This window comes from Pedobacter sp. Hv1 (assembly GCF_001412215.1).
Taxonomy (GTDB): Bacteria; Bacteroidota; Bacteroidia; order Sphingobacteriales; family Sphingobacteriaceae; genus Pedobacter.
Map to the genome: position 1 here is coordinate 169,845 of NZ_LLWP01000012.1, position 19,447 is coordinate 189,291.

Below are 19,447 nucleotides of genomic sequence, written 5' to 3' on the forward strand. Positions count from 1 at the left end.
GAAAATGGCACGATTTTCTCATTTTTTTCATCTTAGGATAAATCCATCATTTTAAAACTGAAAGTTGTGACGATTAACTTCTCAGAAAATAATTTAATGCATAGTTTATTTTGTTAACAAAGAGCTATTTTGTTCAAAAAAAGGTGTAGAAAATATTTCCCAAAGTAAATATTTAATTATATTTAGCTATTATTTTACTTTCAAGTAAATTATCCTATGAAAAAAATATTAATAGTTGATGATGAGGTTAACATCGGGCTTCTATTATCGAAATTCTTAACTCGTAACTCTTTTAGTGTAGAGACCGCTACAAGTGGCAGCTCTGCAATGGAATATCTTTCTAAACAAAGTTTTGATTTAGTGTTATGTGATTATCGTTTAGAAGATACAGATGGCAAAGAAATGCTCATCAAAATCAAAGAAAGTTATCCAAGCACAGGTGTAATTATTATCACCGGATATTCGGACATTAAATTGGCTGTTGAGCTGATTAAACTGGGAGCGTATGATTATATTACCAAGCCCTTATATCCAGATGAAATTTTAAATACGATTAATAAAGCAATAGAAACACAGATTGCTTTAAATGCCAATGTTTCTGAAGATTCAAATACCGATAGCAAAAAGAACAAAACAACAAAACCCGTACAGGCAGAAACTGGCGAATTTGTTGTAGGACAAAGCAATGCCTCTAGAGATTTAATGAAACAGATTATGCTAGTGGCACCAACATCTTATAGTGTAATTTTAACAGGCGAGAGCGGCACAGGTAAAGAATCGGTTGCTAAAACGATCCATTTAAATAGCCCTAGAAAAGATAGGCCATTTGTGGCAATGGATTGTGGATCATTGACAAAAGAATTGGCGGGTAGCGAATTTTTTGGACATGAAAAAGGATCTTTTACCGGAGCTTTATATACTAAGATTGGTCATTTTGAAATGGCAAACGGCGGCACCTTGTTTTTAGATGAGGTTGGAAATTTATCGTACGATATTCAAGCTGCTTTATTGAGAACGGTACAAGAAAGAAAGATCAAACGAATTGGCAGTACAAAAGAAATTGACCTTGATGTAAGGATTATTGTGGCAACCAACGAAAATTTGGGCGACTCAATCCAAAAGGGAAGATTCAGAGAAGATTTGTACCACAGATTTAACGAGTTCTCGATCCATTTGCCACCAATTAGCCAAAGAGGAAGAGACATTATGGTGTTTGCCAAAACATTTCTATTGGTAGCTAATGAAGAACTGAGCAGAAATGTACAAGGTTTTTCTGCAGAGGTTGAAGAATGCTTTTTAACCTACAACTGGCCAGGAAATGTGCGTGAACTTAAAAATGTAGTAAGAAGAGCGGCTTTGATGACAGAAAATGAAGAAATTCAGTTAAAAGCCCTGCCCTTAGAAATCTCTACTTATGCCAAAGCTACGGCAATAGAAAATGCAGTAGAAAATTCTATCATTAGATCGGCAAACTCTAATAAACCAAGAGACCTTAAAAATGCAGCTTTAGAAGCAGAATATGAGGCAATTTTAAATGTGTTAAGAGAAGTAAATTTTAATAAGACCAAGGCAGCTAAAATTTTAAACATCGATAGGAAGACACTTTACAATAAAATGAAAGCTATTGATTTAGATAATTAAGAGTTCACCTTCGGGCAATCTTATTTAAAATAAAACAAAAGCTTCTCAAACATTTTTGAAGCTTTTGTTATTTAAAGATATATACATCTAAAGCGCCCTATGTCTATATTTACCTACAAACAACGCAACAATATCAATCTTGTTATCATTATAGCATTAGGCTGCCTTATTGCCTATTCTTTAATGGGTATTTTTGGATCATTGTTAAGTACCTTGGTTTTATATACCATTCTTCGCCCTGGTTATATCTATTTAACGGAGGTTAAAAATTGGAACCGTCGTTTAACAGCGATACTGTTGTTGTTTCTTTCGTTAATTGTATTGGTGCTTCCGTTTTATGCTTTGAGTAGCATGGTTATTGAAAAAATTACCGAACTCAAAAACGATCAAATCTACTTTGCCAACCTTTTAAACAAATTTAAACACCTCTATACATTTCCAGAGAATATCAATGTCATTATAGAAGATGGACTAAAAAAGGCTGGTGCTTGGGCGGCAAGCTTATTTCCTTCCCTAATTTCGGGTGTGTTTAATATTGTACTTGGTTTATTGCTGATGTACTTTTTGCTCTACTTTATGCTGGTAGAAAGAGAAACATTTGAAAACGCAATGATTAAATATGCCCCTTTTAGAGAACAGAATGCTTTCCGTTTTGCAGAAGAAATGCGCAATACTACTTATGCAAATGTGGTAGGCCAAGGCTTTATTGCGCTGGTTCAGGGTTCGTTGGTTAGTTTAGCATTTTATGTGCTGGGCTATAATGATCCTTTATTTTGGGGGGTAATTACTACATTTATCTCTTTAGTACCTCTTTTGGGCCCTCCAGTGGTGTTTGTGCCCGCTGCTTTGTTGCAGTTGGCAGATGGGAATAACTTTGCCGGATGGGCCATGTTAATCTTTGGTTTTGTGGTCATTATCAACATCGATAATGTGTTGAGATTTATGATTGCCAAAAAAGTAGGAAATATTCACCCTATAATTACCGTTATTGGCGTAGTTATTGGTATACCTTTATTTGGTATATTGGGGCTGGTGTTTGGACCATTGTTATTATCCTACTTTTTCCTGCTGATCAGAATTTACGAAACAAGTTCAAAAGCATCCGAAAGATTGGAAAGAATTAAAACAATTCATGAACATGGAGAGTTATAATTTAAGATTAACAGCGGGATAACATCAGCAATGCTATATTTGAAATAACAATATTGTTAAACATAAAAATTTAAGATCATGAGCGATAATTCAAAAGTATTAATAGGACTATTAGCTGGTTTAGCTGCAGGAGCAGCATTAGGGTTGTTGTTTGCGCCAGAAAAAGGAAGCGAGACCCGCGATAAATTAAGTCAATCTTTAAAAGATTTTGGCGATTCGATCCGTGACAAAGCGGCAGATGAAATTGACAACTTAAGCAGTTTAAAAGATAAGGTAGTGAACTCTATTAAAAGTAAACTTCGTGATGTAGAAGAAGAGTATTCTTCAGAAGTAGAAAACGTTTGAGCGATTTAAATACAATAATGAATGATGGAAGAAAATAAAGAAAAAGATCTCGAAGATATTTTTTTAGATGCCAAGGAGTATATCGATACTAGAATTGAGTATACGAAGCTTTCTTTTGTAGAAAAGGGAGCTAAACTATTTGCCGATCTGATTACAAATACTACTGTAATTATCTGTTTTGTCTTGTCATTTTTGTTTGCCTCATTTACCTTAGCCTTATATTTAGCCACTGTTTTTGGCAGCAATGTAAAAGGATTTGGATGTGTGGCGGCAATTTATTTATTGCTATCTATTATTGTGTTTTTAGCTAAAGATAAATACCTAGAAAAGGTTTTGGTAAACCTTTTTATCAGAAAGTATTTTGATAAAGTTGCAGATAAAGACGAAGACGATGAAAAGAAACTATAACAACATACGCACATTAGCAGATCTGCATACAGAGGTACAAAGGTTAAAAACTGATTATACCCATAGGGGCGAAATGCTTAAGGTTGATGCCAAAACTTATGTACAGCAATTTACCTTGGGCGGACTAATTAAAAAGTATGCTACACCAAGTGGTTTTTTAAAGTTTGATGAAAAGACCAATATTAGCAGCAAAATTATGTCTGTAGTATTGCCTTTACTATTGAACAAAACCATTTTTAGAGGCTCTGGTATCATTACCAAAGCTATTGGTGCGTTGGTTTCTGGTAAGGTAGGCCAATCTTTAGATGCAGAAAGTTTATCAGGGATCTTTAATATGGTCAAATCTTTCTTCAACAAAAAAGACAAAAAGAAAGAAGTCGCTTTTGTTGATTATGGCATACCGCCTGATAGCGAAACTTACTAAATACAAAGGGAAATCTAATCAGATTTCCCTTTTTTATGTGCCGAGTATTTCAAAAATACTGTACTTGGCAAATATTCCATAAGCCGTACACCAAACAGTCGTTAGAGGTACCCAGACTCTGTATAAAAAGACAATTTTTTTCCAAAACAAGAATCAACTAAGGGTTAATTATTTGACTTGGGTAGCCTTTGAATTTGCTGTGGAGTTTTTCATTTTGCTGCTACTTTTCTCTTTTTTTTAAAATTTTCCTGCAATTTTTTTTCAGCATTAATAAAAGTAAAAAACCCCGTTTTTATAAGTCTCTGATTAATAAAAGCTTAAAATAAAACGCCCATATACGAACAAAAATCTAAAAAATTGTCATGGGGTATTGTTTCTTGCGAAAAAAAGTTGTTACATTTAGTTAACTAAAAACTAATCTAAAATTAAAGAACATGAAAAAACTTGTACTAAGTTTCTTCATCTTGTTCGCCGTGTCTATTAATGCGTTTGCGCAAGAGCGCACCGTTACGGGCACCGTGAAGTCAAGTGAAGACGGATTACCAATTCCAGGAGTAACCGTAAAAGTAAAAGAGGTACCTGGTGTAGGTATCACATCTGGTCCAGATGGAAAATTCTCCCTAAAAGTTCCAGCAAATGGAAAAACACTACTCTTCTCTTACATCGGATTTGTGCCTTTAGAAGCCGCAATTACCAGTAGTAATGTAGTAAACGTTAATCTAGTAAGCGATTCGAAAACCTTAGGAGAGGTAATCGTTTCGGGTGTTGCAGGTGCAACAACAAGAGAAAAACTAACCGTTTCTGTTACCAAAATAGGTGAAGACAGATTGAATGCAGTAACTGCAAGTTCAATTGGTAATGCGCTTGTGGGTAAAGTAGAAGGTGTTAGAGCTAGTCAATCTAGTGGTGCACCAGGTAGTTCATCTACAATTCAATTAAGGGGTAATAACAATTTACCAGGTGTTGGATCTGGCCCGCTCATTTTAATAGATGGAGCAATTTACACTGGAGATCTAAGCTCAATTAACGCAGATGACGTAGAGTCGATGGAAATCGTTAAAGGTGCAGCAGCTGCATCACTTTATGGTTCAAGAGCAGGTAATGGAGTATTGGCCATTGTTACAAAAAGAGGAAAAAACCTAGCCATTAATGGTACATCAATTACGGTGCGTAATGAAGCTACTCTTTCTGAACTTGGTAAAAAATTAGATTTGGCAACCCACCATCCATATAAGCTTGCTGCCGATGCAGGAAGCTTTGTAGGACAGTACACCAGATATAATGGTGTAACTTATCCGGCAGGTTATAGAGGTGCTGGTTTTAATGCTGGCATTACTGGCTCACGTGGTTATGATACAGATCACTATGCAGACAATGACTTTGGTGTTGTAATAGATCAACAAGATAAGCTATTTAAAACAGGAACAAACTACACCAATTATGCAGCTATTGCCAATAGAGGTGAAAGGAGCAATATTTTTGCCTCATTTGAAAACAACAAGCAAAAAGGGGTAGTATTTGAAGCACCTGGCTACAGAAGACAAAACTTCCGTTTCAATGCAGATTATCAGTTGTCTAGATGGTTAAAGGTAAGTACCTCTAACTTATTTATCAATACGGCAAATTCATCGTCTGGAGGTTTTTGGACTGCAGTTATTGCAGAACCAGATGCAGATCTTTTCCAATCTTTTTCAGATGGACAGCCTTATTACCTACGTATCAACCAGTTTAGTGGTGAGCAGGTAAACCCATTGTATGGTAACTATAAAAACAAAAACAGAACCAAGAATACCTCTTGGTTGGGTACCTATGCTGCAAATATTAAATTCACTAATTGGTTAAATGCAGATGTGTCTCATACCATCGAGATCAACAATAGTGATTATAGATCAGTTAACCCAATTGATACTTGGGGAACAAACAATGCCTATACAGGTGGAAGTTTAAATCTTAATAATTCTAAAACAAATAACCAGAATACACAAGCTACTTTAAACTTTAGCACTAAATTAAAAGACTTAAACATCAATGGTAAGTTATCATATCTATATGAAAATAGACAATATGATTCAGGAAGTTCATCAGGTTCAGGTTTTGCCTATGCTGGTGTTGAGCAGTTGAACAACTTTACCACAACCAACTCTAGTTCTTACCAAGAAGTTGAAAAAGCAGAAAACTACTTTGCAATTTTAGGTTTGGATTATAAAGACAGGTATCTAATTGACGGTATGTTCCGTTATGATGGATCATCTTTATTTGGAGCTGATGCACGTTGGAACCCTTATTACCGTATTTCAGCAGCTTATCGTCTTAGCCAAGATTTTAAAATTCCAGGCATTGATGAATTTAAAATTAGAGGAGCTTATGGTATTGCAGGTATCCGCCCTGGATACAACTGGCAATACTTCTATTACACTTTAAATAACGGGGTTGCAAATGCCCAACAAAAAGGTAACCCACTGTTAAAGCCATCTAAAACAAAAGAAACAGAGATTGGCTTAAACATTAACTTCTTAAAGAAATTCAGATTTGATGGTGCATTCGCAAATTCGACCACTGTTGATCAGTTTGAAAACATTGACGTGTTCCCAATTACCAACCAAGGAAATAGCAATAGCTACATTAATGGTGGAACGGTGAATACTAAAACATTAGAGGCAAGTTTAGCCGCTGATGTGGTTAACAACGCTAACTTAAGTTGGACTGCAAATTTAGTGTTTACACGTGTTCGTCAAAAAATCGTATCAATCACTAGAGCGCCATATTTATACGGAGCTACAGATGGTGGAGGTCAGCAGATGTTCTACATCAAAGCAGGAGAAACTTATGGTGCCATGTATGGACACTCTTTTGTAAAATCGCTTGATGTGATGAGCAAACAACTTCCTTCTGGTAAAACCATTAATGACTATACCGTTAACTCTGATGGTTTTGTAATTGACAAAGGAACAGATGGTACAATTAATGAAAAAGCAATCTTGTTAAAAGATGCTACAGGTAACAACTGGTACGGAAAGATAGGTGATGGTAATGCCGATTTCAACATTGGTTTTTCTAATACTTTTAAATATAAAAACTTCAGCTTATACTTCTTGTTAGACTGGAAACAAGGTGGAGACATCTATAACTCTAAAGCACAATGGAGTACCAGAGATTTAAGAAACGGTATTGTTGACCAAAGTGGAAAGCCTGATGGACAGAAAAAAACAGCCGAGTATTATTTAAATTTCTATGAGGTGAATACAGTGAATGATTTCTGGGTAGAAGATGCCAGTTACTTGAAATTTAGAGAGGTAGCTATCAGTTATTCATTGCCTAAAAAACTATTGAGCAATACGTTTAATGGTGTATTTAAAGGAGTAACTGCTAAAGTAATAGGCCGTAACTTATTTACCATTACTGGTTATTCAGGTTATGATCCTGAAGTTGGTTCTGTATCTCAGCCTTATGATGGTATCAATAAATACCCTAACTATAGATCTTATGGCTTCTCACTTGCATTTGATTTTTAAGAACTAATTTAAAATTTAAGACAATGAAAAAAATAAAAATATTTACAATTCTTACGTTTGTATTGTTACTAAGCAATGCGTGTAAGAAAAGTAATTTGGTTGTTCCAAATCTAAACAATCCAGATTTCGACGATGTATATGCTAGTGGAACAAACGTTGCTGGTATAACAGGTGGGTTATTTACAACCATCTTTAACAATAGCCACTCAGAAGGAGGGGTTCAAATGATGTTGGGCACGGCCTCAGATCAAACAACTTGTTCGTATGGTAACTTTGGTATGCGAGACATGTCTTGGGAGCCTCGTGATTTTGCTTGGAACAATACCGCTGCTTACAGCTACAATACACAGACCAAAAACTTTTTTGATGGTCAGTATTCAGCAGTTGTTACTGCTTCCTTAATTGCAAAATCAGTTAATTCTGGTACATCTTTCCCTGCTTCAACCCCGGGTGCAAAAGCTACATTGGCCTTTGCAAGATTTATTATGGGAATGGGCCATGGTAATATTGCTTTGGTTTTTGACCGTGGTTTTGTGGTTGATGAGAATGTAGGTTCGGAAGGTAAATTAACAGATGCGGTACCTTTTACCGACTTGGCAGCTGCTGCATTAAAGAACCTAGACGAAGCAATTGCAATTTCTAACGCCAATACCTTTACAATTCCAGCCGCATGGTTAAGTACCGATGCAAGCATGTCTAACGTGCAATTTGCAAGGTTATGTAATACTTATGCTGCCAGAATTATGGCTTATTTGCCAAGAAATAAAACTCAACTAGCTGCGGTTAACTGGCCAAAAGTTAAAACCTATGCAGATGCTGGGATCACTACTGACTTTAACGTGGTGATGGATGATGTTAAAATTGGTGATAATTGTGCTTATTATGGAGGCCAAGGAAACGATACTTGGGGCCGTACAGATATGTATGTAATCCATTTAATGGATCCTGCACAACCAGCACACTGGGATGATACACCAACTTTCCCAGCTCCGCCGGCATCAGTTAATCCACCAGATAAAAGATTGCTAAGTGACTATGCTTACTTGCCATCGAATTCATTTATAGCTGCGAGGGGATATTATCACTTCTCTAACTATAGAAGTAAACGTTATGATCCAATATACATCCAAGATCTTTGGGCTGGAACTAAGCCAGAAGTGATGAAAGCGGAAAATGACATGTTAAGAGCCGAATCAAGAATTTATGGTACAGCTCAAGATCTAGGCGGTGCTGCAGCGATTGTGAATGCAAGTACTCGTGTAACTAGAGGCCAATTAGCTCCAGTAGGTGCTGTTGCTGCTGATTTGACGAAAGCGATCCACCAAGAGCGCATGGTTGAAATGGTAGCAACAGGTGCAAATCTTGCGTTTTATGAAATGAGAAAATTAGATTTCTTACAAAAAGGAACGCCTTTGAATATGCCATTGCCAGCCAAAACACTGGAAACAATTTCTGCTCCTTCACCATTCTACACCTTTGGTACAACCGCCAAGGCTGATGGAATAAATACTTCAAACTCGGGTTGGAGATAATATTTTAATTTAATTAGGCCCCAATAAATTCATGTAATTTGTTGGGGCCTTTTTATGTGGTATTGATGACAGAAGGTAATGTAATGGTCATCAATTGTACAAACAAGAAAAGAGCTCAAATGTATTGGGCTGTTAGTCTGTAGATGAATGTTTAAAGCATTTTATGCCAAAGATTATTTCTTATCAATACTGTATTTACCGGGCCCAATAAAGATCAGTCCAAAACAAACAATGCCCAGTTCAATGGCATGTGATGCTCCACTTAAACCATCGCCTTTGCCAAAATGTACCAACGCAGCAATGATCATTGTAAATACCAATAAGATATTTGCTGGACGGAAAAATAAACCCAAAACCAATAAAAAGCCGCCAAAGGTTTCTGTAGCTGCGGCCATAAAGCCCCAAAAAACAGGAAGAAAATCAATGCCGATTACTTTCATGCTGCCACCAAGACCGGTCCATCCTTCAACGCCTCCAGAAATTTTCGGGAAACCGTGTACCATAAACATTGCGCCTAAGCCAACTCTCAAAATTAATAAACCGGTATTACGGTATTTGCCTAAACTATCTAATATTGCCATTGTTATAAAAACTTAAATTGAACATTGTGTTTTGCTACTTGTAAAGATACATTTTTGCCTAATATCATAGCTCTATTGTCGTCTATATGCCCCGTTGGGAAATTAAAACAGACTGGATAACCATAGTCCTTAACCAGTTCGAGAATGATTTCTTCGGGTGTTTGCCCAAATGGAATGGTTTCTTCGCTAATCTCATTAAAAGCACCTACAATTAGGCCTTTAAGTTGAGCAAGTTTGCCATTTCTTTTCAATAATCGCATCATTCTATCTATCGAATATTCATGCTCGCCAACATCTTCTAAAAAGAGGATCTTGCCTTCGTAATCCATTTCAGAAACAGAACCCTCAACGGCAATTAACAAACTCAAATTACCACCAATTAATATGCCCTCGGCTGTACCTTCACAATTTGTGAACTCACTTTGATACGTATAGCTGATCTCCTCCCCAAACAATGCTTTTCTTAAGCTATCTAAAGCTTCGGGGGTACTGCTATCAAAAGTATAAGGCATTTGCCCATGTATGCTCTGGGTATTTAATGTTGCTAAAGCATGCGACAACAAGATGGTAATGTCGCTAAAACCAATCAACCATTTTGGGTTTTGTTCAAAAGCGCTAAAATCTAAGCGGTCAATAATGCGAATAGTGCCATAACCACCACGGGCAGCAATAATGGCCTTGATGCTAGGATCATCCAAATAGTGTTGCAGATCTGCAGCTCTCAGCTCATCTGTGCCCGCAAACTGATGATAGGTACTAGTAAGGGTTTGACCAAGAACAACCTCCAACCCCCAGGCTTTTAAAGTCTCAATTGCAGCATCAATAGGTTTAGGTAATTTCTTGGCAGGACAAACAATTGCAATTTTGTCGCCTTTTTTTAAATACGGTGGCTGTTTAATCATAGTTAAAACACTTATCTTTGGCAAAATAAATAAATAGTTTTGGATAACAGTAAAATTAAAAGATATACCGTAACGGCAGCTTTGCCTTACACCAATGGTCCGGTGCATATTGGTCACTTGGCAGGAGTTTATTTGCCTGCAGATACCTATGTGCGTTATTTGCGCTCGAATAAAAGAGATGTAAAGTTTATTTGTGGCTCTGATGAGAATGGTGTGCCCATTACTTTAAAGGCTAAAAAAGAAGGCATTACACCACAAGAAGTAGTAGATAAATACCATAAAATTATTGGCGATTCTTTTAAAGAGTTTGGGGTTTCTTTTGATATTTATCACCGTACGTCATCCTTAACACACCACCAAACAGCCGAAGACTTTTTTGAAAAGCTGTATAAAGATGGCGTATTTACTGAAGAGATTACAGAGCAGTATTACGATGAAAAGGCACAAACATTTTTAGCAGACCGTTACATTACGGGTACATGCCCTAAATGTGGTAACGAGAACGCTTATGGCGACCAATGCGAAAATTGTGGCAGTACTTTAAATGCAACTGACCTGATCAATCCAAAATCTACCTTATCTGGCGAACCTCCAGTACGTAGGGAAACCAAAAACTGGTTTTTACCATTAGATAAGTACGAAGACAAATTAAGAGCCTATATCGAAAGCCACAAAGAATGGCGACCAAATGTGTATGGTCAATGCCAAAGCTGGTTAAACGCAGGGCTACAGCCAAGAGCCATGACGCGTGACCTTGATTGGGGCGTAAAAGTACCCATTAAGGGAGCTGATGGAAAGGTATTGTATGTATGGTTTGATGCGCCAATTGGTTACATCTCGGCTACAAAAGAGCTTTGTAACTATGCAAAACTTGATGTTTGGAACCCAAAGGCCGAAGAATATTACATTAACCAATTAGATGCTGATAAATGCGACTGGGAAACCTATTGGAAAGACGAAGAGACCAAATTGGTACACTTTATTGGTAAAGACAATATCGTTTTCCACTGTATCATTTTCCCTGCAATGCTCATGGCGCATGGGGGCTATATCTTAGCCGATAACGTGCCAGCCAATGAATTCTTGAATTTGGAAGGGAATAAGATTTCAACATCTAAGAACTGGGCGGTTTGGTTAAATGAGTATTTGTTAGAGTTCCCGAACAAACAAGATGTGTTGCGCTATGTATTAACAGCAACAGCACCAGAAACTAAAGACAACGACTTTACTTGGAAAGATTTTCAGGCTCGTAACAATAACGAGCTAGTGGCTATCTTGGGTAATTTTATCAATAGGGTAACCGTATTAACCCATAAGTATTTTGAAGGCAAGGTGCCTACCTTAATGGAGCTTACTGAGCAAGATCAAGCGGTGATAGACGAACTGAAAGCCTATCCGGCAAAGATCAGTGCCTCGATAGAAAACTATCGTTTTAGAGAGGCTTTGGGCGAAGTAATGAACGTAGCTCGTTTGGGTAATAAATACCTGGCAGAAACCGAACCTTGGAAGGTAATTAAAACCGACGAAGACCGTGTGAGAACAATTTTGAATATCAGTTTACAAATTGCGGCAAACATAGAGATCTTAATTGAGCCATTTTTGCCATTTACAGCAGATAAGTTGATGAAAATGTTAAATTATGGTGGCCACATGTGGGAAGATGCTGGTTCTATCCATTTGTTAAAACGTGGACATCAGTTAAACGAACCTGAATTGTTGTTTAGCAAAATTGAAGACGAAGAAGTACAAGCACAAATCGATAAATTGAACAATAGCAAGGCCGCAAATGCGCAAGCCAGTGCTACGGTTACGCCAGCTAAAGAAAATATCCAGTTTGATCAATTTGGAGCGATGGATATTCGTGTAGCTACCATTATAGCGGCAGAAAAAGTAGAGAAAACCAAAAAACTATTGAAACTAACTTTACAAACAGGATTAGATGAGCGTACGGTAGTTTCGGGTATTGCAGAGCACTATCAACCAGAAAATATAATAGGGCAACAGGTAAGTCTTTTGGTGAACTTGGCGCCAAGAGAAATCAAAGGCATTGTTTCGCAAGGCATGATTTTAATGGCCGAAAACGCAGAGGGTAAGCTTATTTTTGTGGCACCTACAGGTCAATTCGACAACGGGAGTATCATTAAATAAGAACCTTAATTTGGCGAAATATGATTAATGGTCGAATTTTTTAGTCATAATCGCAGATATTTCTATATTTGTGCGCTTAGCTAAGGTTTGAAGCCAGCTCTTTGTAAAATATTGGTCCCGTAGTTCAACGGATAGAATAGAAGTTTCCTAAACTTTAGATATGAGTTCGATTCTCGTCGGGACCACAAAATTTAACCGAAATCCACGAAATTTTCCTTAAAATTCGTGGATTTCTTTGATTCTCTATTTACGCTTTCCCATATTTTTCTACTAAAAATGCAAGAATTATAGTACTATTCTTATATATGGAATCGAACCTTATGTGGCATCTATATATCATATAGCTTATATTGATTACTTTTAACTTAGAAACAATCCAAAACTAATGTCTAAAAAACGCACATTTAAAAAGATATCAACAGTACTACTTTTTGCGCTAATATTATGCACGCAATACGTTAACGGTCAGAATATAGAAACAAGCCTTAAAGAGCAATTAAAAAAATATTCTAGCCAGAAGACAGGATTAGATACTAATCTGAAAATTATAGATCTAGGTAGTGCTAGCGTATCAGTACCTTCACAATTCAAAAATAAAAGAACTGGAACAATAGATTCAGATATGGGTGAATTAAGTTCGGGAGATTTCAAAATATTTTATGACATTGGTTATATGGCAGGTACTCATATAACTGATCGGAATACCCGTAATTCTTCATATTTTACTGTTGGAACCTATAATGGGTATAAAACTTACATAGGCTTGCGCAAGGAAGGTGATAAAGATCAACTGATAATTACAATTTGGGAACCAAATCAAGAACGCTCTATGCCTGCTAATTTTTGGGCTTACATTAAAAGTGAGAAGGATATTAACGATATGATAACCATTGTAATGAACTTTAAACTCAATAAAAAAGTTTGAAATCTGTGTCGGCAAGATATTTAAAGTCATCTTTCATGACCCAGAATGTTTATGACCACCTGCAAATCTTCTAAAAAAGAGTTTGAAATCGGTGCCTTTAAGACCACACAAATTGGGAAATGCTTTTTAAGCGTTTCCCTTTTGTTCTTTATCATTAAATAAAATTCTTATCTAAATAAGGATGTGTTACAAAGAAATATTGTAGGCCAGACGTATGCCTAAAAAAGTGGGGTCATCTTGTGTACCTCTAGGGTCAGTGATCTGATACCGGGCTCCAATTTCAAAGTTTTTCATGATATAACCCAAACCTAGGCCAATACCTAAGTTAAGTTTGGTTTCGCTAACAGACAACATACTGTTTCTTCCTATTATTCTGTTGATCGAAGTGCCAGCCTGAGCCTCTAAGGAAACCTTATTGGCAAGATATCTATAGCCCAAATAGATTGGAATTGCGGCATAATGTGCTTCTACACCAGAAGTGAGGCCTTTAACGGGGAAACGATTGTAGCCCATCTCTAAGGTCGCTTGTTGGTTGCTATCCCCAAAACCATGCATCCATTTGAGTGCGCCACCATATCCAACGTTGGTTACTTCTAATAATGCCGAAGTGGGTCTGGATAACTGTGCTGAAACTTGTAGATAGTTTTTGCCACTTTGTGCAAATGACCCGAAACTTAAGCTTAATAATGCAACAATAAGTAGTAGTTTTCTTCTCATGATCTTAAGGCTTTAATTTTACGCAAGCTGTTGACAAAAAACTAATTACTAAGGTAGAAGTATTAGTTCATCTTATCAATAGTGTTTTAACCAGTCCAAAGTTATCAATCAGGTATCTCAATTCAAGTAAGGATGAAATGAGCTTCAATTACACCCTTACTTTTATCTTTTAACATACTTTGGGGTTACTTCCCCAAGAATTTTAATACCAATTCATTTAGCTTTTCGGGTTGTTCAAAAGGCACATAATGACTTGCATTTGGAATGATTTGCAGTGTTGCATTTCGAATAGCAGCTTGAATAGATTTGGTATGTGCTTCCTTAATTACATCATTGTTCCCTGCCATAACCAATACGGGATTGTTGATATGATTTAATTGTTCAGTCGTAATATTTGGCTGGTTTAACATGAGCCTGATCAACCTTTGATTGGTTCCAGTTGTATTGGCCGAGAGTTGTTGTTTAAATGTGTTGATCAAATCTTCTTCAACACCATTTGGATTAAGATTGGCGCCAATGGTAATCAGCTTATTTACTAACTCTGGGTGTTCGGCATTAAAGATCAACCCTGTATTGCCACCATCACTCCAACCCAAAATATTGATCTTGTCGAGTTTCAAATGTTGAGTGAGTTTAAATAGGTCGGCAGCAAATTGCTGATAACTATATTCATTTGTGCTTAAATCTGTACTTCTTCCTTGCCCACGTGTATCTATGGCAATTACTCGATAATATTTAGAGAAAAAGGGGATTTGTTGATAGAAGTCGGCAATACTACCATTGTTGCCATGTAGCAGAATTAAAGGCTCCCCTTTTCCGTAGGTTTCATAATATATTTTGGCATCTTGCAGCTCCATATATTTCCCTTCTTTGTTTTTGCCATACATTGTTTTTTGAGCTTTTTCCCTGTTTTTATAAACCTCAACAAATGTTTTGGTGTTTGGATCATTTTGGGCTTCCGCCTCTTTTGCTTCAACAATTTCTTTTTCTCCCGGATCTTTACTATAACTAATGTTGATATTCGAGATAAAACTGCCCTCGTAGGCTTCCCAATTTCCCTGGCTTTGGTATCTGAACAATAGGTTTTTAGAAAGTGTTTTTTTTGCCGAAACACCAAATACGAATTCAGTATCTGCTAGTGGTTTATACTCGACTAATTGTAAGGTGATGGCAATTTGATCTAAACCATTAAATAACAATTTATAATTGGACAGGTTGATATTTTGCCAGCCAATACTGCTGGTTTTATAAATGATATTTTCCTTTAACAACGATTTGTCTGGTCGGTCATTTTTTAGGCTGTAGATATTCAGCTTTAAGGTAATCTGTGCATATTTTGAACTCGGTATGATGTAGAAATTATAAGATTCCAATCTTGTTTTTTGGTAGATTTCAAAAATATTACCTTGTTCTATGGTCGGCACATTTTTATCGAACATTTTGGAAAAAGTGAGAAACGGACGTGATTTTTGCCCTATTATTTTTTCTTTCAATTTTTTAGCACTGATTACTACTTCTTGTAGTGCTGTTGCTTTATCATCTAAAATAATGTGGCTATTTCTTTTGAGCTCATTTGCTGAAACGATTTTGTCGAAATAACCTACGGAACTGAAAACAATTTCTTTGTCTTTTAAACTATCGGGAATTAAAAATTTGTAGGCGCCTTTCTCATTGGTGATGGTACCAATCTTGGTGTTTTTGATGCCTATGGAGCAATAGGGGATAAAATCATTGTCTTTGTTCTTTACACTTCCTTCAAATGTAGTTTGGGCCTTGATGCCTGATCCGGCGATCACGAATAGGATCGAATACAAAAATTTACGCATGTTGTTCAATTATTTATTGGAAAGACGATAGATTTCTTTAATGGTTGCAAAACGATTGTGCTTTGTGCAAATAATTCTCATTTGTTATTTTGAGCTTTAAACACTTGAAATAGGTGCAACGTTTAAATTTCATTAGTGTCTCTTGTTAAACGACAATGAGATGAGAAAACTCCTTTACGCCTTGTGCTTGTTACCCTTGAGTAGCTTTGGGCAAAATCCTATCCAAAAAGTAAACAAAATCTTTGGGGATGATCAAATGAAACCCACGGTTTTATTGTTAGGCGTATTCCATTTTGCAGGTGAGCAGGTAGATGTCAATACTACGCCCAATGAACTTCGGATAGACATGCTTTCAGCCGAGCGACAACAGCAGGTTAAACGCCTTGTTGATGATTTGGCTAAATTTAAACCTACAAAAATTGTGTTCGAGGCCCAACCTAAGTATCAGGCCAAGTACGATTCGCTATATCAGGCCTATCTCAATGGGAAACTGGTGGCAAACCCTACCTTTATGGCAAATGAAACCATTCAGATCGGCTTTCGTTTGGCAAAACAGCTCGGACTTAAAACATTATATCCAGTAGATGCGCAAGCTTTTCGCTTCCAGTTGAGCCCTAAAGATTCGGTGCTGACCTTTGAAAAATACAAGAACCAAACCGATACCTCTTATGCGTATTGGGAGAAACGTTACGATGAAGAGAGTGCCTACGATGATACCTTAGCCTATAAAAGTACCACACAGCAATACCTTAGGTTTCTAAATTCGCCAGAAATGCGAGCTAGGCCAATTGGCAGGTGGTTAATTACCACCAAACGCGGTACTAACCTAGAGCCAATAGGAGCTGATGGTTTTATTACCCGTTATTTTAACCGAAATTTACGCATCTATTCAAATATTCAACGTGTAGTTGACCGTAAAGATGAACGAATTTTGGTGATCTACGGGGCCACACACATGTACTTTCTTCAAACACTATTTGCTGCAAGCCCTGAATTTAAACTCGAAGATGTAGATAAATATTTAAAGGAATAGGTATAGAAATCTTCTATTTCTTCCCTCTGGTAGACAAGTAATAATGCCAAAGCAACATGGTGGCTACCGTTCTGTGCGGTTTCCAAGTTTCGGCAATAGCCAATAGTTCTTCCCTACTGGTGCTTGTGGGTAATCTTTTCAATTGTTTTAAGGCATTTACAGCAGCTAAATCCCCAATAGGGAAGAGGTCGGTGCGTTGTAGCACAAACATCAAATACACATCAATGGTCCAATTGCCAATGCCTTTGAGCTGACTTAATGTTTGCCTAATTTCATCATTAGATAAGGTCTCTAATGCTGCTAGATCGAGTTCTCCTTTAACAAGGGCCTGTGCCAAGTGTCTGGCGTAAATTGTTTTCTGTTTACTGAAATAACAAGCCCTCAACTCTTCGTCACTTAAAAGCAAAAGGCCTTCTGGTGTAATATCTTTTAGCTTGTCGCGAAGTTTGTTTAAAGTAGCCAATGCCGAAGCCAAAGAGACCTGTTGCTCTAAAATGATGTGTACCAAGCTTTCAAAAGTATTGGGTCTAGTCCACAGAGGTGGATAACCATATTTGGTAAATACACTTTTCAGATCCTCATCTTGTAAACCGAGAGAGTCGCAAATTTGATGGTAATTGCTTGGTGTAAATTGCTCGAACATGATAGTACTCAATAGTTAAGATTCATCGTAGCTATAAACTAATGAGACATGAATATAAGTTAATTCTATTATTCGCCATGCCTTGCTCTTGTATAGTTCTAAAAAAATCTAGTTATTTGTAATCATTCTAAATAAGAAACTTGTCGTTATGAAGTATATCCAATCTATTCAACATTATTTAAGGCCACAATCATGAAACTAAGCCATGTACTCTTTAGGGTAAACGATTTGCACAAAGCAGTAGCGCAATTGATTGCAGCAGGTTTTACGGTTGAATATGGAACTGCCCCAAAAAAGGCATACAATGCTTTTATTTGGTTTGAAGAAGGCATTTTTATAGAAATATACAAAGGTGTAGAATTACCTAATTCTGCAAAATTGTTAATGAAACTGTTTGGCTACAGTGCCATGTTGCAACGCATGGAAAAATGGAGAAACGTACAACATGGTTGGTGCGAGTGGTCTGTTGAAACAGAAACAGCTAGTTTAAACTATCAGCGAAGCATATTGAAACAACACCATATTCCTTTTTTAATGTATAAAAGGGCAAAGCGAATTGATGTAAATGGCAGAAAGTTAAAATGGAGCTTGATCTTCCCAAAAGATATCTATTTCCCTTTTATCATGTCGGCCTATGTGCCAAATCCAAGACCTCATCAAATTATCCATCCAAATCAAATTACCAAAATAGAAAGCATTGTAGTAGGCGAGGATCAATTAGACCAACCGTTGTTGGCACTTTTGGCTATTGATAGAAGTAAGGTGATTTTGGTAAAAGATGCCGTTGGCCTACAGTCGGTCATCTTTAAAAACGCTTCTTTAAAAATCGAAGATCTCCTTGTCTAAAACATAAAAACGAACTGGTCTGCCTAAATTGCGCTCTACTCGGTTAGTATTACTGCTAACCGAGTATTATTTGTTCAACTTGGTACAAACGAGAACTTACATCAAGCTATTTAGTCGTTAGTGTATAAGTGTTGGTGGTAATCATTGGTATTTCATTGCCCAACATTTTGATGACCACTGTAATGGTTTCGTTCGCCACAGTATAACTTTTGTTGGCCTGGTTATACGCATAACTTACATCACTGGTCAACTTGGTAATTTTCAAGATTTTGATCTTTAAGTTTTTGAGGTTGAGCTCAGCAGATTTTTCCAATAAGCCTGTTTTTGCATTGATAGACAAAGTGATCAAACAATCTTTTAAAAACTGGTGCTCTGAATCCAAAGACGAAGGATCATATTGATAAGTAACCTCTACCATCTTTCCATCGTCTTTTGCTATTTTATAAGTGCTTTCATCTACTTTAAAATGAACTTTGATCGCATGTTCATCATTAAATGCTTTGATGTCGTGTTTAGAAGGGTTTTTACCATTCACCGAATTTAAGGTCCAACGATTGGCTTCATCTTTTGTAGGATCATAACTAGATTGATAAACCTTGTCTTTACCAGAAAGTGTTACCGTTCTTTGTAGATTATACGCATACTTTTCTATGTTGTCTCTTAAATTAGGGTCGAGCACTTGCTCATTGATATTGTACTTTTTGAGCACACTCAAAACTTGGTCTTTTTGGGCAAAAGCGAAGTTGCTTAACACAACAAATAAGGCAACAGCAAAAAATTTCTTCATCATCAATTAAGTTATAGGGAGTAAA

17 protein-coding genes and 1 tRNA gene are annotated in these 19,447 nt (G+C 36.8%); 12 read left to right on the forward strand and 6 right to left on the reverse strand.

The features are described from left to right. The first annotated feature begins 216 nt into the window (after nt 1-216). From AQF98_RS20925 to AQF98_RS20955, 7 genes are all read left to right on the forward strand, one after another. Nucleotides 217-1,641, forward strand: coding sequence for a sigma-54 dependent transcriptional regulator (locus tag AQF98_RS20925; RefSeq protein WP_055133919.1), 1,425 nt, complete (start codon nt 217-219; stop codon nt 1,639-1,641). Between the two features lie 99 nt (nt 1,642-1,740). Continuing rightward, complete coding sequence (locus AQF98_RS20930; protein WP_055133920.1) at nt 1,741-2,793, forward strand: AI-2E family transporter; 1,053 nt, start codon at nt 1,741-1,743, stop codon at nt 2,791-2,793. Between the two features lie 78 nt (nt 2,794-2,871). Then, the gene (locus AQF98_RS20935) at nt 2,872-3,138 is read left to right on the forward strand and encodes a YtxH domain-containing protein (RefSeq protein ID WP_055133921.1); all 267 of its coding nucleotides are present in this window, start codon (nt 2,872-2,874) and stop codon (nt 3,136-3,138) included. Nucleotides 3,139-3,159: 21 nt separating this feature from the next. After that, nucleotides 3,160-3,546 (forward strand): hypothetical protein, encoded by a 387-nt coding sequence (locus tag AQF98_RS20940; protein WP_055133922.1) that lies wholly within the window; start codon nt 3,160-3,162, stop codon nt 3,544-3,546. Further along, on the forward strand, nt 3,530-3,970 hold the full coding sequence (locus AQF98_RS20945; protein WP_055133923.1) for a hypothetical protein: 441 nt from the start codon (nt 3,530-3,532) through the stop codon (nt 3,968-3,970). Before AQF98_RS20940 ends, AQF98_RS20945 begins: the two co-directional genes overlap by 17 nt. 434 nt (nt 3,971-4,404) lie before the next feature. Beyond that, nucleotides 4,405-7,482 carry a SusC/RagA family TonB-linked outer membrane protein gene (locus AQF98_RS20950; RefSeq protein WP_055133924.1) on the forward strand — a complete coding sequence of 1,026 codons (3,078 nt, stop codon included), beginning with the start codon at nt 4,405-4,407 and terminating at the stop codon, nt 7,480-7,482. A 23-nt stretch (nt 7,483-7,505) separates the two neighbouring features. Continuing rightward, nucleotides 7,506-9,014 carry a hypothetical protein gene (locus tag AQF98_RS20955; protein ID WP_055133925.1) on the forward strand — a complete coding sequence of 503 codons (1,509 nt, stop codon included), beginning with the start codon at nt 7,506-7,508 and terminating at the stop codon, nt 9,012-9,014. Between the two features lie 173 nt (nt 9,015-9,187). On the opposite strand, the gene AQF98_RS20960 is transcribed toward AQF98_RS20955, so the two are convergent. Then, a complete protein-coding gene (locus AQF98_RS20960) occupies nt 9,188-9,595 on the reverse strand; it encodes a DoxX family protein (protein WP_055133926.1) in 408 nt (135 codons plus the stop codon). 2 nt (nt 9,596-9,597) lie between these two features. Continuing rightward, nucleotides 9,598-10,497 carry an LD-carboxypeptidase gene (locus tag AQF98_RS20965; RefSeq protein WP_055133927.1) on the reverse strand — a complete coding sequence of 300 codons (900 nt, stop codon included), beginning with the start codon at nt 10,495-10,497 and terminating at the stop codon, nt 9,598-9,600. 39 nt (nt 10,498-10,536) lie between these two features. Here AQF98_RS20965 and metG point away from each other — a divergent pair, with 39 nt between their 5' ends. From metG to AQF98_RS20980, 3 genes are all read left to right on the forward strand, one after another. After that, complete coding sequence (gene metG, locus AQF98_RS20970; protein WP_082435215.1) at nt 10,537-12,645, forward strand: methionine--tRNA ligase; 2,109 nt, start codon at nt 10,537-10,539, stop codon at nt 12,643-12,645. A gap of 113 nt (nt 12,646-12,758) precedes the next feature. Beyond that, a tRNA-Arg gene (locus AQF98_RS20975) sits at nt 12,759-12,830 on the forward strand. Nucleotides 12,831-13,030: 200 nt separating this feature from the next. Beyond that, on the forward strand, nt 13,031-13,570 hold the full coding sequence (locus AQF98_RS20980) for a hypothetical protein (RefSeq protein ID WP_055133929.1): 540 nt from the start codon (nt 13,031-13,033) through the stop codon (nt 13,568-13,570). A gap of 186 nt (nt 13,571-13,756) precedes the next feature. Here the strand turns inward: AQF98_RS20980 and AQF98_RS20985 are convergent, their stop codons facing one another. Both AQF98_RS20985 and AQF98_RS20990 read right to left on the reverse strand, forming a co-directional pair. After that, nucleotides 13,757-14,287, reverse strand: coding sequence for an outer membrane beta-barrel protein (locus tag AQF98_RS20985; RefSeq protein ID WP_055133930.1), 531 nt, complete (start codon nt 14,285-14,287; stop codon nt 13,757-13,759). A 185-nt stretch (nt 14,288-14,472) separates the two neighbouring features. Continuing rightward, on the reverse strand, nt 14,473-16,113 hold the full coding sequence (locus AQF98_RS20990) for an alpha/beta fold hydrolase (RefSeq protein ID WP_055133931.1): 1,641 nt from the start codon (nt 16,111-16,113) through the stop codon (nt 14,473-14,475). Nucleotides 16,114-16,273: 160 nt separating this feature from the next. Here AQF98_RS20990 and AQF98_RS20995 point away from each other — a divergent pair, with 160 nt between their 5' ends. After that, nucleotides 16,274-17,146, forward strand: coding sequence for a DUF5694 domain-containing protein (locus tag AQF98_RS20995; RefSeq protein ID WP_055133932.1), 873 nt, complete (start codon nt 16,274-16,276; stop codon nt 17,144-17,146). Nucleotides 17,147-17,159: 13 nt separating this feature from the next. On the opposite strand, the gene AQF98_RS21000 is transcribed toward AQF98_RS20995, so the two are convergent. After that, the gene (locus AQF98_RS21000; protein WP_055133933.1) at nt 17,160-17,789 is read right to left on the reverse strand and encodes a DNA-3-methyladenine glycosylase; all 630 of its coding nucleotides are present in this window, start codon (nt 17,787-17,789) and stop codon (nt 17,160-17,162) included. A 192-nt stretch (nt 17,790-17,981) separates the two neighbouring features. On the opposite strand from AQF98_RS21000, the gene AQF98_RS21005 reads away from it, so the two are divergent. Beyond that, nucleotides 17,982-18,635 carry a VOC family protein gene (locus AQF98_RS21005; protein WP_055133934.1) on the forward strand — a complete coding sequence of 218 codons (654 nt, stop codon included), beginning with the start codon at nt 17,982-17,984 and terminating at the stop codon, nt 18,633-18,635. Between the two features lie 106 nt (nt 18,636-18,741). On the opposite strand, the gene AQF98_RS21010 is transcribed toward AQF98_RS21005, so the two are convergent. Beyond that, entirely contained in the window at nt 18,742-19,425 is a 684-nt protein-coding gene (locus AQF98_RS21010; RefSeq protein ID WP_152969778.1) for a hypothetical protein, read from the reverse strand. Nucleotides 19,426-19,447 lie beyond the last annotated feature (22 nt).